A 23169-nucleotide genomic window follows, 5' to 3' on the forward strand; every position below is an offset into this window, starting at 1 on the left:
GGCGTCTTTTCAGACACCGCGAGCGTTATTCAAAACAACTCACTTACTCGACCCACCTGGACAATTCCGGGCTTCGGGTCACTTCGCTGTATCACCGCGCCACGCGGGAAACAGCACCGAAAAATTTCAACCCGAAAGGGCTTACTTGGCCTTTGGCTTCTTCGCACCGTACTTGGAGCGCGACTGCTTGCGGTCTTTCACGCCTTGCAAGTCGAGCGAACCGCGCACGATGTGGTAACGCACACCTGGCAAATCCTTGACACGACCACCGCGCACCAGAACAACAGAGTGTTCCTGCAGGTTGTGGCCTTCACCGCCGATGTAGGAGATGACCTCAAAACCGTTGGTCAAGCGCACTTTGGCAACTTTACGCAGAGCGGAGTTAGGCTTTTTAGGCGTTGTGGTGTACACACGGGTGCAGACACCACGACGCTGTGGAGAGTTTTGCATCGCAGGGCTTTTGGACTTGATCGTTTCGACCTCGCGCCCCTGACGCACCAATTGATTGATGGTTGGCATTGTTTGTAACGTCCCTAAACGTTGAATTTAGACAAAAGAAACTTCCCCGCCCCAAAAGCGGAAAAGCCCGCCAGTATAACCGCGTGGCGGGCTGGTGGCAAGTTATCCACAATTTGACAGGACTGGCGGGCAAGCTCTCACTTGATCCACAGGCGCACCGCGTCCCACGCCCGACCCAACACGCCAGCTTGCTCCACAGGCTCCAAGGCCACCAAGGGCACGTCGAACAAGGCTTGATCGCCACGCATCACCTTCAAAGTGCCCACGACCTGGCCTTTGGTGAAAGGCGCGACCAAAGGGTCCGGGCGGGCCACCTGGGTTTTGATCTGGGCAATGGTCCCGGCAGGCACGGCCACCACCAGCGGCTGAAAGGCGCCCAGCTTCACAACGGGCGTCTTGCCTTTCCAGACCGCAGGACTCAGCACGGGCTGTCCGGCATCAAAAAGTTTGACCGCGTCAAAAGCGGTGTAACCCCAATTGAGCAGCTTCTGGCTCTCATTGGCGCGGGCATTTTCACTGTCGGCACCCAACACAACGGACAACAGGCGGCGTGCCCCCACATTGGGGAAGTCGCGCTTGGCCGTGGCCACCAGGCCATAACCGGCCGCGTTGGTGTGGCCCGTTTTCAGGCCGTCCACAGAAGGATCACGAAACAGCAGCAAGTTGCGGTTGCTGTCATTGGCCGCAGGGGTGCCGGCATAACGGTACTTTTTGATCGCGTAATAAGGCACGTCATCCGGGAAATCACGCATCAGACGGGTGGCCAAGGTGCCCAAATCGCGGGCTGTGGTGCTGTGTCCAGGCTCGGTCAGCCCCTCTGGATTGCGGTAACTGGTGTTCTTCATGCCCAGGACTTTGGCTTGGTCGTTCATCAACTGAACAAAGTGCTCGACACTGCCGCCCACACCCTCGGCCAGCGCCACCGTGGCGTCGTTGCCGGACTGGACAACCATGCCCTTGATCAGGTCTTCAACGGGTACCCGCATTTTGGGGTCAATGAACATGCGTGAGCCGGGCATTTTCCAAGCCCGCTCCGAGACAGGCAGGGTTTGCTTGAGGTCGATCTTGCGCGACTTCAGGGCATCAAACACCAGATAGGCCGTCATCAGCTTGGTCAACGAGGCAGGCTCCACCGCCATGTCAGGGTCTTTGGCCGCCAATATTTGGTTGGCCGTGACATCGATCAGCAAATACGCCTTGGCCGCCACTTCGGGGGGCTGCGGCATTTGGGCCTGAGTGCTGAAAGTGAGCGCGGCAAGCAAAGTCGCCGCCAGGTTTTTGAAAAATGGGGTCATGAATCTCTGTCTTGCGTGATGGTGCACCGCAGTTCAGCGGTGCATCCGGAATCAGGCACGAAGGTGGCGCACCACCAAGCTCCTGAGCAGGGGCAATTGCCCGTGAAAAAAATGCTCGACCCCGGGAATCACCGTGACAGGCAGGGACTGAGGTCGTGCCCAGTCCATCACACTGGACAGCGGCACCGTGTCGTCTTGCTCACCGTGCAGCACCAAGGTTTTTTCGTGCAACTCAGGGGCAACCGGGGCGACCACAAAACGCGAGGCGGCAGTCCCCACCAGCACCAGCTTGTCCAGGCTGCGCACAGGAGCCAAAGTCTGTGCCACATGGCTGGTCACAAAAGCGCCAAAAGAGAAACCGGCCAAGGCCAACGGCCCTGTCGGGGCCACTTGTTCGACCACGGCCAGCATGTCCTCGGCCTCGCCCCGACCTTCGTCGTAAGTGCCTGCGCTGGCACCCACACCCCGAAAATTGAAGCGCACAGCTCGCCAGCCGCACTGCACAAACGCCCTGGCCAGGGTTTGCACCACTTTGTTTTGCATGGTGCCGCCAAACAAGGGGTGCGGGTGCGCGATGACGGCAGTCCCCCTAACGATGCCGTCCACAGGGACGTCGAGCAAGGCCTCAATGCCCCTTGCCGGTCCGGGCAATGTCAGGGTTTGGGTGGCGGCATTCATCAGCGGCCCAGGTGCGCTGGGGTGACCAGCCGTTCAACCACCTGGCCATTCTTCAAATGCGACTCGACGATTTCATCGATGTCGGATGGGTCCACATAGGTGTACCAAACGCCTTCGGGGTACACCACAGCCACAGGCCCACCCGAACACCGGTCCAGGCAACCTGCCTTGTTGACGCGCACCTGGCCTGGCCCGGCAAGCCCCAGTTCCTTGATGCGGTTTTTGCAATGGTCAAAAGCGGCTTGCGCCCCTTGCTGGGCGCAGCAGGCCTCGTTGTTTTTGCGCTCGTTCAGGCAAAAAAAGATGTGGCGTTTGAAGTAAGGGCTGGAATTTTCAATGGTCATGCCTGAATTCTAGGCCGTGACCTGATCACGCATCTGCGGTAAGGCCAGGGGACGACAAGCGGCTCACCAAATACACCAGCAAGGCATATGGCCACAACCACCCCAGCCACTGAATCAGGCCATGGAAACGGATGAACCGCCCTTGCTCCCAGGTTTGCAAGGTCAAGGCAAAGTAAGCATCAGCCGAGGCATTGTTGAGCAAGCTGAGCTGCCACACCAAGGCCGCCAGCGCCAGCACCCAACACACCCGGGCGGCACTGAACGACAGCACCGCCATGCCCACCATGGCCACCACCAGGCCCGCCAGCACCTCGGTGCTGATCCAGTCCCAGGCGTGGGCAGGTCCATATGTGAGCGCAGCCGACAGCGCACTGGCCAGGAACCCGATCCACACCAACAGCACCGCCACCACGATCCGTTGACGCCATTCACGCAACACCCCAAAAGCCAACAAACACGGCAGCAACAAACCGATGGCCACGCACAGGATTTCGCTGACGGGCAACAAAGGCTGCAACTCCACCTCACGCCAAGGCAGCCATTCGAGCAAAAGGGAGTCTTCCAACACATGGGCCAAGGCCGCCTCCACCCGCTCCAGCACTTGCCCCAGACCAAAAGTCACCGGTGCCGGGAACAACAACGCAAAAGGCCAGACGGCCAGCAAAGCCATCGCACCACTGGCATCGGGCACAAACCAGCGGTCACGAAACCGGCTCCAGCGGTCCAGCAAGCCCACCCACTCCAAAGCGCGGGCAGTCACGGCACCGGCAAAAGCGCCAAAAATGTTCAGTGCAGCGTCCACGTTGGAGGGCACACGCACCGGCAGGAACATTTGCAAGGACTCCATCGTCAGGGACAACGCGGCAGCCACCAGCGTGCTCAATGCGATCGCGGGCCAGCTGCGGCGGGTTCGGTGCAGCGCCAAAGCCAGCAAAAATCCGAATGGCGCATAGCCCAGCACATTGGACAAGACGTCAAACCCCGTCCAGTAGCGCGGCAAGGGCGCCGTCAAAAAAGCCCAGGGGGCGATGCCTTGAACACGCCAGTTGTCAAAAGGGTACAGACTGGCATAGACGATCAGGATCGCGTAGACCCACACCAAAGGCCAGGCAGCCGTTTTGCGCATGAGGTGGTTGCGCATGCCTGTGCCTTAAAACGGCTTGACCACCACCAAGATGACCGCCACCAGCATCATCAGAACCGGGGCTTCGTTGAACCAGCGGAACCAGACATGGCTGCGCTGCATCTGCCCCTGGGTGAATTTGCGCAAAATCACGCCGCAGCCGTGGTGGTAAGCGATCAGGGCCACCACAATGGCCAGTTTGGCATGCATCCAGCCCTGCCCGGGGCCTCGGCCAATGCCGTACACCAGCCACAGCCACAGGCCCAGCGCCAATGCCGGAACCGCCAGGATGGTCATGAAGCGGTACAGCTTGCGTGCCATCAGCAGCAAGCGCTCCCGCTCTGCCACCGAGCCCGGCGCCACCATGGCCAGATTGACAAAAATGCGCGGCAGGTAAAACAGGCCTGCAAACCAGCTGGCGATGAAAACGATGTGAAGGGCTTTGATCCAGAGCATGGTGCAAGTGTAGTCAGCCCGCACTGAAAGCGCACAGACCGGGTGCAAAGGGCAAAAAAAACCCCCGGCCAGAGGCCGAGGGTGGCAAGCCCGTCCGCGTTACCGCATCCAGGCCCCGCTCAGGGAGGAAAAGCGGGAGGCAGCAAGCTGCCCAAGCTGAATTTATCAAACAACAAAACCAATAACAAGATCAATTTAATGTTTTGTGGCATTTTTGTTGGTTGCTCGTCAATCCGTCTCTGACGCTCCGTTGGCAGGCCTTGTCATTTGGACTCCGCCAGACTTCAGGCACAATTTTCGGCATGAACCCCGTTGCCCCCTTCCCTTCCAGCCGCCCACGCCGCTTGCGCCGTGACGAATTCACCCGCAATCTGGTGCGCGAACACCAGGTCACGCCGCACGACCTGATCTACCCCGTGTTTGTGCTGGACGGGCAAAACCAGCGCCAGCAGGTCGGCTCCATGCCCGGCGTGGAACGCCTGTCGCTCGACCTGTTGCTGCCGGTGGCCGAAGACTGCGTCAAGCTCGGCATCCCGGTCATGGCGCTGTTCCCGGTGATCGACGCCAGCCTCAAAGACCCCACGGGCAGCGAAGCCATGAACCCCGACGGCCTGGTGCCGCGCGTGGTGCGCGAACTCAAAAAACGCTTTCCCGAACTGGGCGTGATGACCGACGTGGCGCTCGACCCTTTCACCAGCCATGGCCAGGACGGCCTGCTCGATGAGACCGGCTACATCCTCAACGACGAAACCACCGCCGTGCTGGTGCAGCAAGCGCTGACGCAAGCCGAAGCCGGGGTGGACATGGTTGCGCCCAGCGACATGATGGACGGACGCATTGGCGCGATCCGCCAGGCGCTCGAAGCGCGTGGCCTGATCCACACCCGCATCATGGCCTACAGCGCCAAATACGCCAGCGCCTTTTATGGCCCCTTCCGCGACGCGGTCGGCTCGGCCGCCAACCTGGGCAAGAGCAACAAAAAGGTCTACCAGATGGACCCGGGCAACAGCGACGAAGCCCTGCGCGAAGTCGCCATGGACCTGGCCGAAGGGGCCGACATGGTCATGGTCAAGCCGGGCATGCCTTACCTGGACATCGTGCGCCGCGTCAAAGACGAATTCAAAGTACCGACCTTCGCCTACCAGGTGTCGGGCGAATACGCCATGCTCAAGGCGGCTGCGCAAAACGGCTGGCTCGACCACGATTTGGTGATGATGGAAAGCCTGCTGGCCTTCAAGCGCGCAGGCGCCGATGGCGTGCTGACCTACTTTGCACGCGATGCGGCACGCTTGATCCGCCAAGGCTGACCTCAACATGCGGGTCTTCACCGTCTCAGGCACACAGGTTCACGCCGGGCTGGCCTTGCCCCAGCAACTGCCCGAGCACGGCTACGTCTGGATCGCTTGTTCACGCGAGCGGTTTCAGGCCGAATTGGCCTCCATTCAGAACACCCTCGAACACCTGACGGGCCAAACCCTGGTGGACCTGCACGTCTCAGACCTGCTGAACGCCCAACTGCCCTCGCGCTTTGACTACAGCTCGCACTACGACCTGATGGTGTTCAGGCGTCTGGCCCAGCGGCCGGATGGTGCTAACGCCAGGCCGGACAACAGTCTGGACCTGCAAACCGGCAAACGCCCCGGCCCGCCAGTGCTGCACCGCATCGACACCAGCCCGGTCGGCTTTGCGGTGTTTGACCGGGTGCTGCTGAGCGTGCACCCGGCCGACTGCGCCGTGCGCGAAGCCTATGCCGCCCGCCTGCTGGCCAACACACCGTCGCACATACAGGCCCACGATGCGACCGACCCGCGTTCGACCGGCGCACGAGGCGTACCGCACAACCCCGCCGACATGATGCTGCGCATCGTCAGCCAAGTGGTCGATGGTTATCTGGACCTGCGCCGCGAACTGAGCCGCCAGCTCGACCACTGGCAAGCCGAACTGCTGCACCCACGCACCCGCTTCAACCGCTGGGACGCGCTGCTGCACGCCCGCATGGCGCTGCACCAGCTCGAAGCCCTGTGCGACGACCAGCACACCGCCATGCAAAGCTGGACCGAAGCCCTCGACAGCTGGCGGGTGTCCCCAGACCACTCCGCCGAACGGGAACACGAACTGCTCAAAATCCGCAGCCGCGATGTGCTGGAGCACATCGACCGGGTGGTGCAGCATGTGCGCCGACTGGAGCACAACACCGAAACCGCCGTGCAGATGCACTTCAACGTGCAAGGCAACCGCACCAACGACATCATGCGCACCCTGACGGCGCTGACCGCCATCTTTTTGCCACTGAACCTGATCGCGGGCATTTTCGGCATGAACTTCGAGTTCATGCCCTGGCTGCACCAAGCATCTGCCTTCTGGTGGACGCTGGGCACGATGGGCACCATCGCGCTGACCATGGGCCTGGTGTTCTGGCGCAAACGCTATTTGGCCCGAACCGGCGAGTGAGTGCTGGCGAGGGTGAAGTGAGATGATTTTTGTAGGAGCCAGCCCTGCTGGCGATTGCACGCTCACCACGCAGGCCTTTTCAAGCACCAACGCTGAGCAAGCTTTCGGCCGCAGGGGCGGCCTCCCACAGGCAAGCCCCTCACTTTAATTTGTAGGAGCCAGCCCTGCTGGCGATTGGCGTGAAAGTGCCCCACAGGCCATCGCTTGCAGGGCAAGCTCCTACAAATAGATCAACAGGGCAAACGCCCACAACAAGTCAGCCCAGGTGTTGGGCAAAAAACGCCAGCGTGCGTTCCCGTGCCAACTGGGCCGAGGGCGCGTGCCAGGCACCGCGCTGGTCGCAATTGAACCCGTGGTGCGCGGCATAGGTGAACACCTGCACTGCCGGGTGCGCCTTTTTGAACGCCTCTACCGTATCCAGCGGGATCCACTTGTCTTCTTCGGCAAAGTGCGCCAACACGGGCACACGGGGTTGACGGGCGATTTCGACCTCGGTCGTCACGCCACCGCCGTAATACGGCACGGCGGCGCTCAAGCCCGTCAAGGTGCAAGCGGCACGCCAAGTCAGCAAACCGCCCCAGCAATAACCCACGATGCCCACTTTGCCGGCCGACACCTTGGCCGCATGGTCAATCGCGGCCTGGATGTCGGGCATCACGCCGGGGGCAGGCAAGGCCTCCACCGCCGTCTTGTAGCCAAAGCCCTCGCCCATGTCGGCCTCGGCATAGCCCAGCTCAACACCGGGCTTCACACGGTGAAAGGCGGCAGGTGCCACCGCCAGATAACCCTCAGCGGCATAGCCATCGGCCACATCACGGATGTGGCTGTTGACCCCAAAAATCTCCTGAATCACCACCACCGCCCCTTTGGGCGTGCCTGCTGGGCGGGCTTCGTAGGCGGGCACCCGCGTGCCATCGGCAGCTTGGAGTTCAATCATCGTTCCCATGGTTTTTCCTTCGCATGTGTTGCAAATTCAAGTGGCACAAAAATGCATAGCCGGCTCAGCTGACCAGCGCACGCTCGACAAAATCAAGCCGATCCTGACCCCAGAAAATCTCGCCATCGATCACGTAGCTGGGGGCACCAAACACGCCAGCGTCAATCGCGGCCTGGGTATAGGTCTCGTAGCGCACCTGCACGGCCTGGCTGTGCGACTGTTCCAGCAAGCTGGCGGGCAAATGTTGTTCTTGCAGCAATTCGGCCAGCACCTTGTCGTCGGCCATGTTGCGCTCTTGCGCCCAGCAAGCCGCCAAAATCGCGCCGGCCATCGCCATGGCCGCCTGGCTGCCCTGCGCCAGATCGGCCGCTATGATCAGACGTGCCGCGTCATCGCCCCCCACGGGAAAGTATTTGGGCTTCAAATTCAAGGGCACGTTCAGGTGCCGACCGAAGCGCTGCAACTCCACCAAGCGGTAAGCCTGGCGCTGCGGCGCACGTTGACCCAAGGGCAGGCCACCCGAAATCGGAAACACCTTGCCCCCCAGATCGATCGGCATCACGCGAATGGAGGCACCCCTCTTTTGCGCGATATCGGCCAGACGCTGGTGGCCCAGATAAGCCCACGGGCTTTGCGGTGCGAAGTAATAGTCCACTGTGCGACCCATGGTGTCTCCTTGTCTGTTGTGTAATCTTTGTGCGAAACAACGGTTGTAACCGCCCTCACGAATTTTTGCAGGAGACACGCGATGAACAAGGTCTTGTTGGTGACCGGTGGCAGCAGGGGTATCGGGGCCGCCACGGCGCTTTTGGCAGCCAAGCAGGGGTGGGCCGTAGCGGTGAACTACACCGCCAACTCTTTGGCTGCCGACGAGGTGGTGCGCCAGATCCGCGCTGCGGGCGGACAAGCCATGTCGGTCCAGGCCGATGTGGCCGACGAAGCGCAAGTGCTGCGCATGTTCGAGCACATCGACGCCAAATTCGGCCGACTGACCGGGCTGGTCAACAACGCTGGCGTGGTCGATGTGGCGGCCCGTGTGGACGAGATGAGCGTGACCCGCTGGAAACGCATGTTCGACATCAACGTGATCGGCAGCCTGATCTGCGCGCGTGAAGCCGTGCGCCGCATGAGCACACGGCATGGTGGTGAAGGTGGCAGCATCGTCAACGTGTCCAGTGCCGCATCGCGCCTGGGCTCGCCCGGCCAATACGTGGACTACGCCGCAGCCAAAGGCGCGATCGACGCCTTCACCATCGGCTTGTCCAAAGAAGTGGCGGCCGAGGGCATCCGAGTCAACGCGGTGCGACCGGGACTGATCGACACCGACATCCACGCCTCGGGCGGCCTGCCCAACCGCGTGAAAGACCTGCAGCACCTGGTGCCCGCCCAGCGCGGCGGCACCGCCGAAGAGGTGGCTGAGGCGATCGTCTGGCTGCTGAGCGACAGCGCCAGCTACACCACCATGAGTTTCTTGGACGTTTCAGGAGGCCGCTGATGGCACAGATCAAGTATTACTGGGAAGACTTTGCGGTTGGCCAGGTGCGCGACCTGGGCACGATCACGCCCACCCGCGAAGAAATCATCGCCTTTGCCAGTCAGTTTGACCCGCAGCCTTTTCACCTGGACGACGAGGCGGCCAAGGCCTCGGTCTTTGGTGCCTTATCGGCCAGCGGCTGGCACACCTGCTCAATGGCCATGCGGCTGATGGTGACCAACTTTTTGCACGAAACCTCCAGCCTGGGTTCGCCGGGTCTGGAAGGCATCAAGTGGCTCAAGCCCGTCTACCCCGGCGACACCTTGCGTCTGCAAAGCACCATGCTGGAGACCAAACCCATGGGCAAGCGCCCCGACGTGGGCATGACGCGCAACCTGTGGGAAATGTTCAACCAGCACGGCGACAAGGTGCTGCACATGGAAGGCTGGGGCATGTTCCGCCGCCGCACCCCCGCCGCCTGAAGCGGGGCACAATGCGGCGATGGACTTCAAACCGCTCATCACCCTGCTGGCCATCGTCAACCCGCTGGCCATCGTTCCGTTTTTCATCCACTACACCCAGGGCTTCAGCCGCGCCCAGCGCAAGCGCACGATCCTGGTCTCGTCGCTGACCGCCTTCATCGTGATCGCCGCCAGCGCCTTGCTGGGTCTGCAGATTCTGGAATTTTTCGGCATCTCGCTGGCCAGTTTCCAGGTGGGCGGCGGCATGTTGTTGCTCACATCCGCCCTGTCCATGTTGAATGCGCAACCCGCCGAAGCCCGCGCCAACGCCGAAGAAGTGCACGACGCCGAAGCCAAAGCCGCCGTAGGAGCCAGCATCGCCGTGGTGCCACTGACCATCCCGCTCTTGACCGGCCCGGCCACCATGTCCACCGTGGTGATTTACGCCGAAAAAGTCAAAAACTTTGCCCAACTCGGCACATTGGTGGGCTACGGCGTGGTCATCGCACTGGCCACCGCTTTGTGCTTTTCATTGGCCACCCCGATTGCCCGCATTCTGGGCAAGACCGGCATCAACGTCATGACCCGGCTGATGGGTCTGATTTTGGCCGCGCTGGCGGTTGAGGTGATGACCGACGGGCTGCACAAACTGTTTCCGGTGCTGGCGCGGGGGGTTTGATGATGGCCGACATCCAGGTAATTCGGCTTCCAATGCCTTGGACCACCCAGTTGGAATAATCGGCCCAAAAACAGGCGGCCTGACCCTAGGGCCAAGTCAATCTTCAATCTCCAAAGCCTCGGGACAGCCCCTTCTTCAAGTGATCCACCAGCGCCGCCACGGCACGAGGCACATGCGGCGCATAGGGGCGGATGGCGTAGATGGTTTCGGCGAATGCACCCACCGGCTTCCAGTCGGGCAACACGCGCACCAGCTTGCCTTGGCGCAGCGCAGCCTGAGCGCTGAAGTCGGGCAGGAGGGCAATGCCCGCCCCCGTGAGGGCGGCTTCGCGCAGGGCTTCGCTGTTGTTGGCGGCCAAGTTGCCGCTCACGGGCACCGTCACGCGTTCACGGGTTTCTGACACGGCACCACCGCCTTCACGCGGCTCAAAGGCCCAGGCCGAGGTGTCTTGCGAGCGGGGGTAATGCAAGCAGTTGTGCGCTTGCAGGTCGGCGGGGTTTTGCGGCTCGCCCTGTTTGCGCAGATAAGCGCGGGTAGCCACCAGCACCGATTCGGTGTCGCAAAGCGCCCAGGCCACATGGGTATCGGGTGGGCGGGCGGTGTGGCGAATGGCCAGGTCAAAGCCTTCGGTGGCCAACGCGCTCAGGCGGTCCGACAGGTCGAGTTCAATCCGCACGTCCGGGTAATTTTTGAGGAAGTCGGCCAGCAGCGGCACCAGCTGCTGACGCGCAAAAGCCACCGGGGCCGTGACCCGAAGCAAACCGCCAGGCTGCTCGGCCAAGTCGCGCACCTGGGCAAAGCTTTGCTCGATCTGCTCGAACGCCGCCCGGGTGTCGTCCACCAGCCGCTGCCCGGCTTCGGTCAGGCGCAGGCTGCGGGTGGTGCGCTGCACCAGGGTGACTTTGGCGGCGCGCTCCAATTCGGCAATGCGCTGGCTCATGGCGGCCTTGCTCACGCCCAGGCGGGCGGCGGCGGCGGTGTAGCTGCCCTGCTGGGCCAGCACGCTCAGCCAGTGCAGATGTGTCCAGAGGGTGTTGATCTTTTGCTCGTTCATGCGTGCATTGTTCACTATTTTGAACAATCAATTCAGTTTTAAGCTCTTGTACAGGGTGGTGGTGGTGCCTAAACTGCAAAGCGCCATGTAGGAGCACCACCCTGTGGGCGATTTTTGAATGACCGCCCGGTCAAACAATCGCCCACAGGGTGGGCTCCTACAACACACACATCCATAAGCTACCAGGAGTCCCACATGAGCATTTCCCAGATCGGTCACTACATCAACGGCCAGACCGCCGCAGGCGCTTCGGGTCGCAGCCAGCCCGTAACGAACCCGGCCACCGGCGCCGTGACCGGCAACGTGGCCCTGGCCAACAGCGCCGAGGTGGCCAAGGCCGTGGCCGCAGCGCAAGCAGCTTTCCCCGCTTGGGCCGACACACCGCCGCTGCGCCGCGCCCGCGTGATGTTCAAGTTCTTGGAGCTGCTGAACACCCACAAAGACGAGCTGGCCCACATGATCACCGCCGAGCACGGCAAGGTGTTCACCGACGCGCAAGGCGAAGTCTCACGCGGCATTGACATCGTGGAATTTGCCACCGGCATTCCGCAGTTGCTCAAGGGCGACTTCACCGACCAAGTGTCCACCGGCATCGACAACTGGACCCTGCGCCAGCCTTTGGGCGTGGTGGCGGGCATCACCCCCTTCAACTTCCCCGTCATGGTGCCCATGTGGATGTTCCCGGTCGCCATCGCGGCGGGCAACACCTTCATCTTGAAGCCCAGCCCGACCGACCCGACGCCTTCGCTGTTCATGGCCGAGTTGCTCAAAAAAGCCGGTCTGCCCGACGGCGTGTTCAACGTGGTGCAAGGCGACAAGGAAGCCGTGGACGCGCTGCTGGAACACCCCGACGTGAAAGCCATCAGCTTCGTCGGCTCCACACCGATTGCCAACTACATCTACGAAACCGGCGCACACCACGGCAAGCGCGTGCAGGCCCTGGGCGGCGCGAAAAACCACCTGGTCGTTATGCCCGACGCCGACATCGACCAGACCGTGGACGCGCTGATCGGCGCAGGCTATGGCTCGGCGGGCGAGCGTTGCATGGCGATCAGCGTGGCGGTGCTGGTGGGCGATGTGGCCGACAAGATCATCCCCAAGCTGATCGAGCGCACCAAAGCGTTGCAAGTGCTCAACGGCGAAAACCTGGCCGCTGAGATGGGCCCCATCGTGACCGACGCAGCGCGTCAGCGCATCAAGGGCTACATCGACGCGGGCGTGGCCGAAGGCGCCAAGCTGCTGGTCGATGGCCGCGAGTTTGATGGCGCGAAAGCCGGTGCTGGTTGCGACAACGGTTTCTGGCTGGGTGGCACGCTGTTCGACCACGTGACCACCGACATGAAGATCTACAAGGAAGAAATCTTTGGCCCGGTGCTGTCGTGCGTGCGCGTGCCCGACTTTGCCACCGCCGTGCAGATCATCAACGACCACGAGTTCGGCAACGGCGTGAGCTGCTTCACCCGCGACGGCAACGTGGCCCGCGAGTTTTCGCGCCGCATCCAGGTGGGCATGGTCGGCATCAACGTGCCGATCCCCGTGCCCATGGCTTGGCACGGTTTTGGCGGCTGGAAGCGCTCGCTGTTTGGCGACATGCACGCCTATGGTGAAGAGGGTGTGCGTTTCTATACGAAGCAAAAGTCCATCATGCAGCGCTGGCCCGAGAGCATTGGCAAGGGCGCTGAGTTTGTGATGCCGACGGCCAAATAAGCCAAGGCGCCATCAGCTTTCTGGTGTTTTCCGCGAACGCGACTGGCCGGGGCCGCCGGGCCTCATCAGTCGCTTCGCGCCAGCAAATCGGCCCGGCGGCCCCGGCCAGTCACACTCGCTGCGTTGGCTGGCTTCAAACGGCCGATTGCCGTGCACAATCGCCTGCTCAGGAGACCGGTTAGAACATGAACGACAACACCTTTGACTACATCATCGTCGGCGGCGGCACGGCCGGCTGCCTGCTGGCCAACCGCTTGAGCGCCGACGCCAGCAAGCGCGTGCTGCTGATCGAGGCGGGCAAGAAAGACGATTACCACTGGATCCACATCCCGGTCGGCTACCTGTATTGCATTGGCAACCCGCGCACCGACTGGCTCTACCAGACCGAGCCTGCCGCTGGCCTGAACGGACGCAGCTTGCGCTACCCGCGTGGCAAGGTGCTGGGCGGCTGCTCCAGCATCAACGGCATGATCTACATGCGTGGCCAGGCGCGTGACTACGACCAATGGGCGCAGATCACCGGCAACGACGAATGGCGCTGGGACCAGGCTCTGCCCTACTTCAAGCTGCACGAAGACCACTACAACGGGGCCAATGCATTTCACGGGGCCAAAGGCGCCAAGTCCGAATTGCTGGCACCGACCGATTTGCCCAAGGGCAGTTATTTGCACACCCTGCGCGGGCGCAACACCGGCGGCGAATGGCGCATCGAGAAACAGCGCTTGCGCTGGGACGTGCTGGACGCGTTTTCGCAGGCGGCGCAGCAAGCGGGCATTCCCGCTACCGACGACTTCAACCGGGGCGACAACGAAGGCGTGGCTTACTTTGATGTGAACCAGCGCAACGGCTGGCGCTGGAACACCGCCAAGGCTTTTTTGCGCCCCACCTGCTATTCGCGGCCCAACTTCGAGCTGTGGAACAAGGCGCAGGTGGCCAAGTTGACGATAGAAACCCAGGCCAATGGCGAAAAGCGCTGCACCGGTGCACAGGTGTGGACGGGCGTGGAGATGGTCGAAGTCAAAGCCACCCACGAGGTAATTTTGAGCGCGGGCAGCATCGGGTCGGCGCAAATTTTGCAGCTTTCGGGCATTGGCCCCGCCGCCTTGTTGCAGGGCAAAGGCGTCGAGCCTCTGCATGACTTGCCGGGCGTGGGCGCCAACCTGCAAGACCATTTGCAAATCCGGTCGGTCTACAAGGTCAAAGGGGCCAAAACACTCAACACCTTGGCCAACAACTGGTGGGGCAAGGCCATGATTGGTCTGGAATACGCGCTCAAGCGCTCCGGCCCCATGAGCATGGCACCCAGCCAGCTGGGCGCGTTCACCAAGAGCGACCCGTCACAGCCGCACGCCAATCTGGAATACCACGTTCAACCGCTGAGCCTGGACGCCTTTGGCGAGCCGCTGCACAGCTTTCCGGCCATCACGGCCAGCGTGTGCAACCTGAACCCGACTAGCCGTGGCACCGTGAACATCACCAGCCCCAGCTTTGAAGATGCCCCCGCCATTTCGCCCAACTACCTGGCCACCGACGAAGACCGCAAGGTGGCGGCCGACAGCTTGCGCGTGACGCGCCGCATCATGGCGCAAGACGCGATGAAGGCGTTTGAGCCCGAAGAGTTCAAGCCCGGCGTGCAGTACCAGACCGACGAAGAGCTGGCCAAGCTGGCCGGAGACATCGCCAGCACCATCTTCCACCCGGTGGGCACCACCCGCATGGGCCGTGACGACGATCCGATGGCCGTGGTCAATGCGCGCTTGCAAGTGCGCGGTGTGGCGGGCTTGCGCGTGGTGGATGCGGGTGTGATGCCCACCATCACCAGTGGCAACACCAACAGCCCGACGCTGATGATTGCCGAGAAAGCAGCGCAGTGGATTGCCGAAGATGCAGCCCACCACAGCGCGGCCTGAATGAGCGCCAGCAAGCCAAATCATTCGTTTTCGTCAGCTCAAGGTCAGTTCGAGGCAGGGATTTCCCCAGAATCGGGAAATCCCTGAGGAAAAGGCAGCGCTTGTTCACTTACATTTCACTCACTCGATGCAACGCAGTATCTGCATCCCGAGGGCCGAGGAGACAACTCAAGCCTAAGAACATGAACCAACATCCGAACGAGATGTGATTTTCCTAAGCGTCGCGCAAGCGGCGCTTTTTTTTGCCTGTTCGTTTGGCTGGGCTCGCTCCCACAACAAACCACATAACCTGACAACGTCCACCCGCAACGCAATGCCACAATCAAGGCCATGGAATTACTGATTGTTTCGCTGGCCTCGCTGCTGGCTGGCTTGGTGGACGCGATCGTGGGCGGTGGCGGTTTGATCTTGCTGCCTGCGCTGTTTGCCACCTTCCCTGGTGCAGCGCCCGCCACCTTGTTTGGCACCAACAAAAGTGCCTCGATCTGGGGCACCGCCTTTGCCACCGTTCAATACAGCCGCAAAGTGGTCATGCCCTGGCGCTCTTTGCTGCCCGCCGCCGGCACGGGCCTGCTGGGCTCGCTGGCCGGGGCCTGGGTGGTCACACAGGTGGACCCCAGCCTGTTTCGCAAACTGCTGCCGGTGCTGCTGGCCGTGCTCTTGCTCTACACCTTGGTCAAAAAAGACCTGGGCCGCAGCCATGCGCCGCGCTTTGCCGGGGCACAAGAGGCCTGGATCGCCGCAGGCATTGGCCTGGTGATCGGTTTTTACGACGGCTTTTTTGGCCCGGGCACCGGCAGTTTTCTGGTGTTTGCCTATGTGCGGGTGCTGGGTTACGACTTTTTGAACGCTTCGGCTGCCGCCAAGATGATCAACGTGGCCACCAACCTGGCGGCTCTCCTGCTGTTCACCTTCAAGGGCCATGTGTGGTGGCACCTGGCGCTGGCCATGGGTGCGGCCAACATTGTGGGCAGCCTGATCGGCACCCGCCTGGCCTTGAAGCATGGCGCTGGCTTTGTGCGCCATGTGTTCATCTTCGTGGTGCTGGCCCTGATCTGCAAAACCGCTTACGACACCTGGCTCAAAGCCTGACGCCACCGTTCCTGCCGGACTCACCATTCGGCCGCAGGGGCGACCTCCCACAGTCATACTCAGGGGCGCGTCCTTCGACAGGAATTGAGATCGATACTCCTGTGGGAGCGAGCCCCTGCTCGCGAATGTCTGAACGACCCGAAGGTCAGCGCAAGCGCCATTTGATTTGGCCGGCGTACTGCGCCAGCCCCACCCCCAGCAAGGTGACCCCGGCCCCGGCGATCTTGATCCAGGTGTAGTGCTCGCCCGACAAGGCCCAGGCAAACAAGCCCGCCATGGGCGGCATCAGGTACATGAGAGGTGCGGTGCGGGCCACGCCACGCACCGTGTTGATCCAACCCCAGGCCAACCAGCCGATGAAGGCCGACACCAAAATCGACCAGAACAAGCCCACCCAAGCCCAAAGATCCAGCGCAGCCCAGGGCGCATCCATGCCTGCAGGCACAGACCACAGCATCAAGGGCAGCCCGCCGAGCAAAGTGGCATAGCCCATGGTCAACACGGGACCATGCCGCTCCATGACAGGTTTGACCGCGACCGTGTAATAAGAGAAAAACCCGGCCGCAACCAGCAAGACCAGATCACCGCCGCCCGCACGCCAATTGCCGCCCAGCAATTTGTCGGACAGGAACAGCAAAACGCCGCCAAACGCCAGCGATACCCCGGCCATTTGTGCTGCGGTCAAGCGCTCCAGCCCCTGCCAACGCAAGATCAGCAGCGTGAAAATCGGCCCACAAGCCAAAATGACCGAACTCGAAAACGCGGTCGACCAATGGATGCCGTAGGTGACCAGGCCCACATGCAGCGAGTGGCCAATGAAACCGAGCCAGGCCATGTGCAGCCAGTCTTTGCGCGGCAACGGCGGAAACCAACGGCCAAAGCGCCAGCGCATGAGCAAAAGCGCACACGCCGGCATGATCAGGTAGCGCGCCCACAAAAAGCCGCCTGGCGAAAGCAAGACCAAGAGGTGCTTTTGCAGGGTGAAGTTAGCACCCCAAATCACGATCAGGATCAGGGCCACAACCAATGCGCGTTGGTCATGTCGGTGCAGCGGGGTGCGATGGGGCATGGTGCATTGTGAGTCTGTCTGCGGCTTGGGCTTGTCACGCGCGCAGCAAGAGGGCGCTTTGGCCGCACCCCGTTCGCCAACAGACTCAGTCTTCGACCACCACCGGCACACGCTGGGCGAGTGCGCACATCAGCTCATAACCTACCGTGCCAGCAGCCTGGGCAACTTCGTCGATGCTCAACACCGCACCGTTATCGGCCTGGCCCCACAACGTCACCTGGCTGCCCACGCCCACATCGGGGAATGGGCTCAGGTCCACCGTGAGCATGTCCATGCTGACCCGGCCCACAGTGCGGCCCCGCACGCCGTCCACCAGCACCGGCGTGCCCGTGGGGCAAATGCGCGGGTAGCCGTCGGCATAGCCGCAGGCCACCACGGCGATGCGCATGGCTTTGTCGGCCACAAAGCTGGAGCCATAGCCCACGCTGTCCCCCGCTTGCAACTGCTGCACCGCAATGATCTGCGCATTCAGGCTCATGGCGGGCTGCAGACCCCAGTGCGCGGCGCTGTGTTCGGGAAAGTCGGGCGAGCTGCCATACACGGCAATGCCAGGGCGAATCCAGTCCGCTTTGACCGATGCCTGCTGTGCGTGGCGCAAGGTCGCAGCGCTGTTGCTCACACTGCGCTCACCGGGCAAGTCGCGGGTGGCTTCTTCAAACAGGGCCATCTGCGCGGCGATGCCTTTGGGGCCATCGGCGTCGCTGAAATGGGTGATCAAGGAAATCTCATCCACCTGCGGCAAGGCGTTCAGCCGGGTCCAGGCCGAGCGGTAACGCTGCGGTGCAAAGCCAAGCCGGTTCATGCCTGAATTCATTTTGAGGAACACCCGGTGCGGCTCGTGCGTCTTGTGCAGCGCCAGCATGTCGATCTGCTCGTCGCAATGCACCGTGTGCCACAGGTGAAGGCGCGAGCACAGCTCCAGGTCTCGCGCCTCAAAAGCGCCTTCGAGCAACAAGATGGGGCCACGCCAGCCCAGGGCACGCACGCGCTCAGCTTCGTTCAGGTCCAAAAGCGCAAAGCCATCGGCCCCGCGCAGGCCTTCAAACACCCGCTCAATGCCGTGCCCGTAGGCATTGGCCTTGACCACGGCCCAAGCTTGGGCGTCGGGCGCGGCTTGGCGGGCAGCTGCCAGGTTGTGGCGCAAAGCGGTGGTGTGGATGGTGGCTTGTATGGGGCGGGGCATGGATGCAAACGTGAAAAGGGCTGATGAAGTATGCCAGCTTCATCGGCCCCTGAAAGTGCAAGCCCGAGCCAGGCTCACCGCATGAACCGGACGATCAGCGGGCTTTCAAAAAGTCGCCCACTTCCAACAACACCAACTCGTTGTCGTCGGCCTTGTTGGGATCGCGGCTGCTCGAAAACGGCAGGTTGTTGTCATTGCCCACCACGATGTGGGTGGCGTCCACCACCTCCACGTTTTCAATGGTGAAGAAGGGAAAGCTCAAAGCGCCGTTGACCAGCGGCTTGCGGGCCAGCTTTTGGGGGTCGGCCATGTTCATCAGGTCGATGTAGCCGATCTTGCGCAGCGGGCCACCCACGTTCGCTTCGGTCAGCTCGACTTTGTAGACGCGCTTGAATTGGGGCAGGTCGTGGAAGCAGTCGCTGCGCTTGACGCCTGCAGGGCAGGCCTTGTCGGGTGTGCCTTCGCCGTTGTCGCGCTCGATGATCAGGCCGGTGGTCTCGTCGATCATGTTGAAGTCGCCAATCGCGTGGTGGTTGGCTTCCATCACGTATTTCCAGTGGCGGCCGGTCCATTTTTCGGCTTTCACGTCGAACTCGAGCACGCGCAGGTATTGCTTGCCGTCCAGCGTTTCGGGGGCTTTGGCGGCTTCGTCCCACAGCGCACCTTCAAGCAGTGCATAGAGCTTGCTGCCGTCTTTGGAGGCGGCCATGCCTTCAAAGCCCTTGGAGCGGCGCACCTGGAATTTCACCGCCTGATCGGGCGCGCCTGGGGTGGTGACGGCAGGGTGGTCGGGCGAACGCACCACTTGGCCGTTCACTTGCGTTTCAAACACGGCCAAGACTTTGCCGTTCAGGTCGGCCTTGACCAGGAAGGGGCCAAACTCGTCACCGATCCACAGCGCGCCACCGGCGAACTGGAAGCTCTCGGTGTCCAGGTCCGAGCCGGTCAGGTAGCGCTGCTTGGTGCCTTCGTGGACGATGCGAAACGGCACCTTCTTGTCCGGGTCGTGCAAGAACACGGTCCGCAGACGTTTGAATTCGCCCGACTTGAAATCCACCTTGTACTGGTTCAGGTACAGCATGAAGTCGGGCGAGTTGGCTTTTGAGCCAGCGCCGTTGTCGGTCAAAAGCCAATAGCTGCCATCGGCCATGCGCTTGATGCCCGAGTGGCCCTGCAGGGGCTGGCCCTTGAAGGGCAAAGACACGCCGGTGGGGCGTCCGGCCGACAGGCCTTCGACGCTGCCGATCTTCTCGACACGCTGGCCGGTGGTGAATTTGCCGCTGACTTGCAAGTCGGCCGGGGCGTCTTTGGGCGCAGGGATCAGGCTCAGGGCGGGCAACACGGCGTGACCGGCCAGAGTCGCCGGAAAAGCGGTTTGGGCCATGGCATGCACAGACCAAGCGGCGGCCGTCACCAGCATGAGGGTGGCGACGGTGGTATTCAAACGCTGGGGCAAGAGGGTGTTCAAGCTCATCTCCATTAAAAAGCAACACCTGCCAGCTTAAGAAGTGACCATGTCCATGCCGTGACGTGGCCATGACAAAAACAAGTCACAACCAGAGCCGCGACAGATTCAGCCGCACCGCGTTCCCACACCCAAACCATCGGGTAAACACACCCTTTACCCTCGCAAAAAGGGGATTGCAAATGATTTACACTGGCCCGCTGCCTGTTAACCCCGAGCATTCCGCCTGAACCGTTCAGGCGCTGGCTGAACCCTGTAATCCATGGAAGTTTTTCAGTTTTTGATGCCCATCTTCACCGAGTACGGCTATTGGGCTGTCTTTGTGATGCTCTTGATCTGTGGCTTTGGCATTCCCGTTCCTGAAGACGTGACCCTGGTCACCGGCGGTGTCATTGCTGGGCTGGGCCATGCCGATGTGCACACCATGTTTGCCGTAGGCATGGCGGGTGTGTTGATTGGCGATGGCCTGATGTTCACCCTGGGCCGCCTGTATGGCCAGCGCATCTCGCAGCTGCCCGGTTTCCGCAAGATCCTGACCCCTGAGCGCTTTGCCAGCGCACAAGACGCTTTCCACAAATACGGCAAATGGGTCATGTTCGTGGCCCGCTTTCTGCCCGGCCTGCGCACCCCGGTGTTCTTTTCGGCCGGCATGAGCCACCGCGTGACGTTCCCCACCTGGTTTTTGATGGACGGCTTTGCCGCCCTGATCAGCGTGCCGATCTGGGTGTACCTGGGTTACTTCGGCGCACAAAACTGGGACTGGATGTTTGGCGTGCTGCGCCAGTTCCAGCATGGCATCTTTGCCTTGCTGGGCCTGGGCGTGGCCTGGCTGGGCTGGCGCTGGTGGCGCAAGCGCAACAGCAATGCCAGCGACACCCCCAGCGATCCGTCCTGATACGCCCGCTCATGGGCCAAACCTCTCCCAAAAGTCTGGCGGTGGCCGGACTCCTGTTCAACGCCTTTGTCTGGGGCGTGTGCTGGTGGCCCTTCAAACAACTCGAAGCCCAAGGTCTGCACCCGTTGTGGGCCACTGCGCTGGTTTACGCCTTTGTGTTTGTGGCCATCGCCTTGTGGCTCTGGCAAACAGGTCGGCTGGTCAGTTGGGGCCAGCACCCCGGTCTGTGGATTTTGCTGCTGGCATCGGGCCTGACCAATGTGGGCTTCAACTGGGCCGTCACGGTGGGCGACGTGGTGCGCGTGGTGCTGCTGTTTTACCTGATGCCCGCCTGGTCGGTGCTGGTGGCCTGGTGGCTGCTGGGTGAAAAACCCAGCCGCATGGCGCTGCTGCGACTGGTGCTGGCCCTCACGGGTTTGTTCATAGTGCTCAAAACCCCCGAGACGCCCTGGCCCGTGCCTGAAAGTCTGGCCGATGTGCTGGCCCTGCTGAGTGGGCTGACCTTTGCCATCACCAACGCCCTGCTGCTCAAGCTGAAAGACACCCCCGGCTCTTCGCGCACGCTGGCCATGTTTGGTGGCGGTGCGGTCATGGCCACATTGGCGGCGTTGGTGGGTCTGGCCACGGGCGTGGTCGCCGTCGGCCAGGCACCGGCCTGGACCTGGTTGCCACTGGTGGCTTTGCTCGGCATCTCATTTTTGTTTGGCAACCTGGCGCTGCAATATGGCGCAGCCCGGCTGGCTGCCCACACCACGGCCCTGGTCATGCTGTCCGAGGTGCTGTTTGCCAGCGTGTCCTCCGTCATACTGGGCGCATCCCAATGGCAAGGCCATACGCTGATCGGCGGTTCGCTGATCTTGCTGGCAGCTTTGCTGTCGGTTGTCGGCCCCGCACAACACAACTGAACTGGAGCCACACCATGAGCCTTTATGACCTTGAAGCCCTGAGCATCGACAACCAGCCCGTGGCGTTGTCGCGTTTCAAGGGCCAGGTGATGCTGATCGTCAACACCGCCAGCGCCTGCGGCTTCACGCCCCAGTTCACCGGACTTGAAAAATTGCACCAAACCTATGGCGACAAAGGCTTGGCCGTGCTCGGCTTTCCATGCAACCAGTTCGCCAGCCAGGACCCGGGCGACGACGCGCAAATTGCCAGCTTTTGCCAGAAGAACTACGGCGTGAGCTTTCAGATGATGAGCAAGGTCAAAGTCAACGGCGAGGGCGCGCACCCGCTGTACCAATGGCTCACGGCCGAGGCTCCCGGCATCCTGGGCAGCAAGGCCATCAAATGGAACTTCACCAAGTTTCTGGTGGGCAAGGATGGGCGCGTGATCAAACGCTACGCGCCACAAGACGCACCGGAGAAAATCGCCAAGGACATTGAGGCGGCGTTGGCAGGCTGAAAGCAGCCGCCCCTCTTTCATTTGTCCACAACATGAACACCACACTGCCCATGCGCCCCAAAGACCTGGCGCTGGCCTTGCTGGTCATCGGGGTGTGGGGTGTCAACTTTGCCGTCATCAAAATCGGCATTGTCGGCGTGCCACCCATGTTGCTGGGCGCGCTGCGTTTCATGCTGGCGGCGTTTCCAGCGCTGCTGTTTTTCAAAGCACCCCGCGTGCCGCTGCGCTGGTATCTGGCTTATGGGTTGACGATTTCGGTGGGGCAATTTGCCTTTTTGTTCAGTGCCATCCATGTGGGCATGCCCTCGGGACTGGCCTCGCTGGTGCTGCAATCGCAATCGTTTTTCACGCTGCTGTTGGCCAGCTGGTGGCTGCACGAACGCTGGCACGCGCACCAGATGGCGGGGCTCTTGCTGGCGCTCGCCGGCCTGGTCCTGATCGGTGTGGCGCATGGTTCCTTGGCATCCGGGGCCAGCTTGCCCTTGTTGGGTTTCGGGCTCACGCTGCTCGCCGCGTTGTCATGGGCTTGCGGCAACATCGTCACGCGGTTGGTCAGCCAATATGGCCCCATGAACCAGTTGGCGTTTGTAGTGTGGGCCAGCCTGGTACCGCCTCTGCCATTTTTGGGTTTGTCGCTGTGGATGGAAGGGCCTGAAGCCATCGCCCAGTCACTCACCCATTTGACGGTGGGCACGCTGGCGGCGGTGGCCTATCTGGCCTGGATGGCAACGCTGCTGGGCTATGGGCTGTGGACGTATCTGATGAGCCGCTATCCCACCAACCGCGTGGCCCCGTTCACGCTGCTGGTGCCGCTGGTAGGCCTGACCACCGGCTGGCTGGTCTTTGGCGAAACGCTGGGGCCACTGCACTGGGCTGGTGGCGCGTTGCTGATGCTGGGCTTGCTGATGAGCGTGTTTGGGCAACCGTTGCTCCAGCCTTTGTTGAACCGCTGGGCAAGCCAACCCTGACACGCTC

24 protein-coding genes are annotated in these 23169 nt (G+C 61.8%); 12 read left to right on the forward strand and 12 right to left on the reverse strand.

The features are described from left to right. Nucleotides 1-141 precede the first annotated feature (141 nt). The 6 genes from rpsL to ACZ5VE_RS14155 all read right to left on the reverse strand — a co-directional run bounded on the left by rpsL (nt 142) and on the right by ACZ5VE_RS14155 (nt 4415). Complete coding sequence (rpsL, locus tag ACZ5VE_RS14130; RefSeq protein ID WP_011466063.1) at nt 142-519, reverse strand: 30S ribosomal protein S12; 378 nt, start codon at nt 517-519, stop codon at nt 142-144. Between the two features lie 137 nt (nt 520-656). Beyond that, on the reverse strand, nt 657-1814 hold the full coding sequence (locus ACZ5VE_RS14135) for a D-alanyl-D-alanine carboxypeptidase family protein (protein WP_464455750.1): 1158 nt from the start codon (nt 1812-1814) through the stop codon (nt 657-659). Between the two features lie 51 nt (nt 1815-1865). After that, nucleotides 1866-2492 carry an alpha/beta hydrolase gene (locus tag ACZ5VE_RS14140; protein WP_464455751.1) on the reverse strand — a complete coding sequence of 209 codons (627 nt, stop codon included), beginning with the start codon at nt 2490-2492 and terminating at the stop codon, nt 1866-1868. After that, nucleotides 2492-2836, reverse strand: a complete 345-nt coding sequence (locus ACZ5VE_RS14145; protein WP_464455752.1) for a (2Fe-2S) ferredoxin domain-containing protein — start codon at nt 2834-2836, stop codon at nt 2492-2494. The genes ACZ5VE_RS14140 and ACZ5VE_RS14145 overlap by 1 nt, the downstream gene beginning before the upstream one ends. Nucleotides 2837-2861: 25 nt before the next feature. Then, nucleotides 2862-3977 carry a VanZ family protein gene (locus ACZ5VE_RS14150; protein ID WP_464455753.1) on the reverse strand — a complete coding sequence of 372 codons (1116 nt, stop codon included), beginning with the start codon at nt 3975-3977 and terminating at the stop codon, nt 2862-2864. A 9-nt stretch (nt 3978-3986) separates the two neighbouring features. After that, the gene (locus tag ACZ5VE_RS14155) at nt 3987-4415 is read right to left on the reverse strand and encodes a CopD family protein (protein WP_464455754.1); all 429 of its coding nucleotides are present in this window, start codon (nt 4413-4415) and stop codon (nt 3987-3989) included. A 302-nt stretch (nt 4416-4717) separates the two neighbouring features. Here ACZ5VE_RS14155 and hemB point away from each other — a divergent pair, with 302 nt between their 5' ends. Together hemB and ACZ5VE_RS14165 are read left to right on the forward strand one after the other, a co-directional pair. Then, nucleotides 4718-5722: a porphobilinogen synthase gene (gene hemB / locus ACZ5VE_RS14160; RefSeq protein WP_464455755.1), complete on the forward strand. Its 1005-nt coding sequence runs from the start codon at nt 4718-4720 to the stop codon at nt 5720-5722. 7 nt (nt 5723-5729) lie between these two features. Beyond that, the gene (locus ACZ5VE_RS14165) at nt 5730-6866 is read left to right on the forward strand and encodes a magnesium transporter CorA family protein (RefSeq protein WP_464455756.1); all 1137 of its coding nucleotides are present in this window, start codon (nt 5730-5732) and stop codon (nt 6864-6866) included. Between the two features lie 256 nt (nt 6867-7122). On the opposite strand, the gene ACZ5VE_RS14170 is transcribed toward ACZ5VE_RS14165, so the two are convergent. After that, nucleotides 7123-7812, reverse strand: coding sequence for a dienelactone hydrolase family protein (locus tag ACZ5VE_RS14170; protein WP_464455757.1), 690 nt, complete (start codon nt 7810-7812; stop codon nt 7123-7125). A 55-nt stretch (nt 7813-7867) separates the two neighbouring features. Next, on the reverse strand, nt 7868-8470 hold the full coding sequence (locus ACZ5VE_RS14175) for a DsbA family protein (protein WP_464455758.1): 603 nt from the start codon (nt 8468-8470) through the stop codon (nt 7868-7870). A gap of 81 nt (nt 8471-8551) precedes the next feature. On the opposite strand from ACZ5VE_RS14175, the gene ACZ5VE_RS14180 reads away from it, so the two are divergent. Genes ACZ5VE_RS14180 through ACZ5VE_RS14190 form a run of 3 tightly spaced genes read left to right on the forward strand, consistent with a single transcriptional unit; the run spans nt 8552 to nt 10417 of the window. Next, nucleotides 8552-9298 carry an SDR family oxidoreductase gene (locus tag ACZ5VE_RS14180; RefSeq protein WP_464455759.1) on the forward strand — a complete coding sequence of 249 codons (747 nt, stop codon included), beginning with the start codon at nt 8552-8554 and terminating at the stop codon, nt 9296-9298. Then, complete coding sequence (locus ACZ5VE_RS14185; protein ID WP_464455760.1) at nt 9298-9759, forward strand: MaoC family dehydratase; 462 nt, start codon at nt 9298-9300, stop codon at nt 9757-9759. Before ACZ5VE_RS14180 ends, ACZ5VE_RS14185 begins: the two co-directional genes overlap by 1 nt. 19 nt (nt 9760-9778) lie before the next feature. Further along, nucleotides 9779-10417, forward strand: coding sequence for a MarC family protein (locus tag ACZ5VE_RS14190; RefSeq protein WP_464455761.1), 639 nt, complete (start codon nt 9779-9781; stop codon nt 10415-10417). Nucleotides 10418-10520: 103 nt separating this feature from the next. Here the strand turns inward: ACZ5VE_RS14190 and ACZ5VE_RS14195 are convergent, their stop codons facing one another. Next, the gene (locus ACZ5VE_RS14195) at nt 10521-11471 is read right to left on the reverse strand and encodes a LysR family transcriptional regulator (RefSeq protein ID WP_464455762.1); all 951 of its coding nucleotides are present in this window, start codon (nt 11469-11471) and stop codon (nt 10521-10523) included. 195 nt (nt 11472-11666) lie between these two features. Here ACZ5VE_RS14195 and ACZ5VE_RS14200 point away from each other — a divergent pair, with 195 nt between their 5' ends. From ACZ5VE_RS14200 to ACZ5VE_RS14210, 3 genes are all read left to right on the forward strand, one after another. Then, complete coding sequence (locus ACZ5VE_RS14200) at nt 11667-13178, forward strand: CoA-acylating methylmalonate-semialdehyde dehydrogenase (protein ID WP_464455763.1); 1512 nt, start codon at nt 11667-11669, stop codon at nt 13176-13178. A gap of 185 nt (nt 13179-13363) precedes the next feature. After that, nucleotides 13364-15088 carry a GMC family oxidoreductase gene (locus ACZ5VE_RS14205; RefSeq protein ID WP_464455764.1) on the forward strand — a complete coding sequence of 575 codons (1725 nt, stop codon included), beginning with the start codon at nt 13364-13366 and terminating at the stop codon, nt 15086-15088. A gap of 330 nt (nt 15089-15418) precedes the next feature. Further along, a complete protein-coding gene (locus ACZ5VE_RS14210; RefSeq protein WP_464455765.1) occupies nt 15419-16180 on the forward strand; it encodes a sulfite exporter TauE/SafE family protein in 762 nt (253 codons plus the stop codon). 145 nt (nt 16181-16325) lie between these two features. On the opposite strand, the gene ACZ5VE_RS14215 is transcribed toward ACZ5VE_RS14210, so the two are convergent. The 3 genes from ACZ5VE_RS14215 to ACZ5VE_RS14225 all read right to left on the reverse strand — a co-directional run bounded on the left by ACZ5VE_RS14215 (nt 16326) and on the right by ACZ5VE_RS14225 (nt 19852). Beyond that, nucleotides 16326-17249, reverse strand: coding sequence for a DMT family transporter (locus ACZ5VE_RS14215; protein ID WP_464455766.1), 924 nt, complete (start codon nt 17247-17249; stop codon nt 16326-16328). Between the two features lie 85 nt (nt 17250-17334). Next, a complete protein-coding gene (gene alr, locus ACZ5VE_RS14220) occupies nt 17335-18432 on the reverse strand; it encodes an alanine racemase (protein WP_464455767.1) in 1098 nt (365 codons plus the stop codon). A gap of 94 nt (nt 18433-18526) precedes the next feature. Further along, nucleotides 18527-19852 (reverse strand): esterase-like activity of phytase family protein, encoded by a 1326-nt coding sequence (locus ACZ5VE_RS14225; RefSeq protein WP_464457509.1) that lies wholly within the window; start codon nt 19850-19852, stop codon nt 18527-18529. A gap of 307 nt (nt 19853-20159) precedes the next feature. Between ACZ5VE_RS14225 and ACZ5VE_RS14230 the strand changes: the two genes are divergently transcribed. From ACZ5VE_RS14230 to ACZ5VE_RS14245, 4 genes are read left to right on the forward strand one after another with little or no spacing between them, the layout of a single operon-like run. Continuing rightward, nucleotides 20160-20792 (forward strand): DedA family protein, encoded by a 633-nt coding sequence (locus ACZ5VE_RS14230; RefSeq protein ID WP_464455768.1) that lies wholly within the window; start codon nt 20160-20162, stop codon nt 20790-20792. A gap of 11 nt (nt 20793-20803) precedes the next feature. Then, nucleotides 20804-21697, forward strand: a complete 894-nt coding sequence (locus ACZ5VE_RS14235) for a DMT family transporter (RefSeq protein ID WP_464455769.1) — start codon at nt 20804-20806, stop codon at nt 21695-21697. Nucleotides 21698-21711: 14 nt separating this feature from the next. Further along, nucleotides 21712-22194, forward strand: coding sequence for a glutathione peroxidase (locus ACZ5VE_RS14240; protein WP_464455770.1), 483 nt, complete (start codon nt 21712-21714; stop codon nt 22192-22194). Nucleotides 22195-22244: 50 nt separating this feature from the next. Next, nucleotides 22245-23162 carry an EamA family transporter gene (locus tag ACZ5VE_RS14245; RefSeq protein ID WP_464457510.1) on the forward strand — a complete coding sequence of 306 codons (918 nt, stop codon included), beginning with the start codon at nt 22245-22247 and terminating at the stop codon, nt 23160-23162. Nucleotides 23163-23169 lie beyond the last annotated feature (7 nt).

Source organism: Limnohabitans sp. INBF003 (assembly GCF_055396645.1).

What these genes read in the sequence shown, in the direction of transcription:
- rpsL (WP_011466063.1), bottom strand. Translation starts at nt 519, where the DNA reads ATGCCAACCATCAATCAATTGGTGCGTCAGGGGCGCGAGGTCGAAACG.
- ACZ5VE_RS14135 (WP_464455750.1), bottom strand. Translation starts at nt 1,814, where the DNA reads ATGACCCCATTTTTCAAAAACCTGGCGGCGACTTTGCTTGCCGCGCTC.
- ACZ5VE_RS14140 (WP_464455751.1), bottom strand. Translation starts at nt 2,492, where the DNA reads ATGAATGCCGCCACCCAAACCCTGACATTGCCCGGACCGGCAAGGGGC.
- ACZ5VE_RS14145 (WP_464455752.1), bottom strand. Translation starts at nt 2,836, where the DNA reads ATGACCATTGAAAATTCCAGCCCTTACTTCAAACGCCACATCTTTTTT.
- ACZ5VE_RS14150 (WP_464455753.1), bottom strand. Translation starts at nt 3,977, where the DNA reads ATGCGCAACCACCTCATGCGCAAAACGGCTGCCTGGCCTTTGGTGTGG.
- ACZ5VE_RS14155 (WP_464455754.1), bottom strand. Translation starts at nt 4,415, where the DNA reads ATGCTCTGGATCAAAGCCCTTCACATCGTTTTCATCGCCAGCTGGTTT.
- hemB (WP_464455755.1), top strand. Translation starts at nt 4,718, where the DNA reads ATGAACCCCGTTGCCCCCTTCCCTTCCAGCCGCCCACGCCGCTTGCGC.
- ACZ5VE_RS14165 (WP_464455756.1), top strand. Translation starts at nt 5,730, where the DNA reads ATGCGGGTCTTCACCGTCTCAGGCACACAGGTTCACGCCGGGCTGGCC.
- ACZ5VE_RS14170 (WP_464455757.1), bottom strand. Translation starts at nt 7,812, where the DNA reads ATGGGAACGATGATTGAACTCCAAGCTGCCGATGGCACGCGGGTGCCC.
- ACZ5VE_RS14175 (WP_464455758.1), bottom strand. Translation starts at nt 8,470, where the DNA reads ATGGGTCGCACAGTGGACTATTACTTCGCACCGCAAAGCCCGTGGGCT.
- ACZ5VE_RS14180 (WP_464455759.1), top strand. Translation starts at nt 8,552, where the DNA reads ATGAACAAGGTCTTGTTGGTGACCGGTGGCAGCAGGGGTATCGGGGCC.
- ACZ5VE_RS14185 (WP_464455760.1), top strand. Translation starts at nt 9,298, where the DNA reads ATGGCACAGATCAAGTATTACTGGGAAGACTTTGCGGTTGGCCAGGTG.
- ACZ5VE_RS14190 (WP_464455761.1), top strand. Translation starts at nt 9,779, where the DNA reads ATGGACTTCAAACCGCTCATCACCCTGCTGGCCATCGTCAACCCGCTG.
- ACZ5VE_RS14195 (WP_464455762.1), bottom strand. Translation starts at nt 11,471, where the DNA reads ATGAACGAGCAAAAGATCAACACCCTCTGGACACATCTGCACTGGCTG.
- ACZ5VE_RS14200 (WP_464455763.1), top strand. Translation starts at nt 11,667, where the DNA reads ATGAGCATTTCCCAGATCGGTCACTACATCAACGGCCAGACCGCCGCA.
- ACZ5VE_RS14205 (WP_464455764.1), top strand. Translation starts at nt 13,364, where the DNA reads ATGAACGACAACACCTTTGACTACATCATCGTCGGCGGCGGCACGGCC.
- ACZ5VE_RS14210 (WP_464455765.1), top strand. Translation starts at nt 15,419, where the DNA reads ATGGAATTACTGATTGTTTCGCTGGCCTCGCTGCTGGCTGGCTTGGTG.
- ACZ5VE_RS14215 (WP_464455766.1), bottom strand. Translation starts at nt 17,249, where the DNA reads ATGCCCCATCGCACCCCGCTGCACCGACATGACCAACGCGCATTGGTT.
- alr (WP_464455767.1), bottom strand. Translation starts at nt 18,432, where the DNA reads ATGCCCCGCCCCATACAAGCCACCATCCACACCACCGCTTTGCGCCAC.
- ACZ5VE_RS14225 (WP_464457509.1), bottom strand. Translation starts at nt 19,852, where the DNA reads ATGCTGGTGACGGCCGCCGCTTGGTCTGTGCATGCCATGGCCCAAACC.
- ACZ5VE_RS14230 (WP_464455768.1), top strand. Translation starts at nt 20,160, where the DNA reads ATGGAAGTTTTTCAGTTTTTGATGCCCATCTTCACCGAGTACGGCTAT.
- ACZ5VE_RS14235 (WP_464455769.1), top strand. Translation starts at nt 20,804, where the DNA reads ATGGGCCAAACCTCTCCCAAAAGTCTGGCGGTGGCCGGACTCCTGTTC.
- ACZ5VE_RS14240 (WP_464455770.1), top strand. Translation starts at nt 21,712, where the DNA reads ATGAGCCTTTATGACCTTGAAGCCCTGAGCATCGACAACCAGCCCGTG.
- ACZ5VE_RS14245 (WP_464457510.1), top strand. Translation starts at nt 22,245, where the DNA reads ATGCGCCCCAAAGACCTGGCGCTGGCCTTGCTGGTCATCGGGGTGTGG.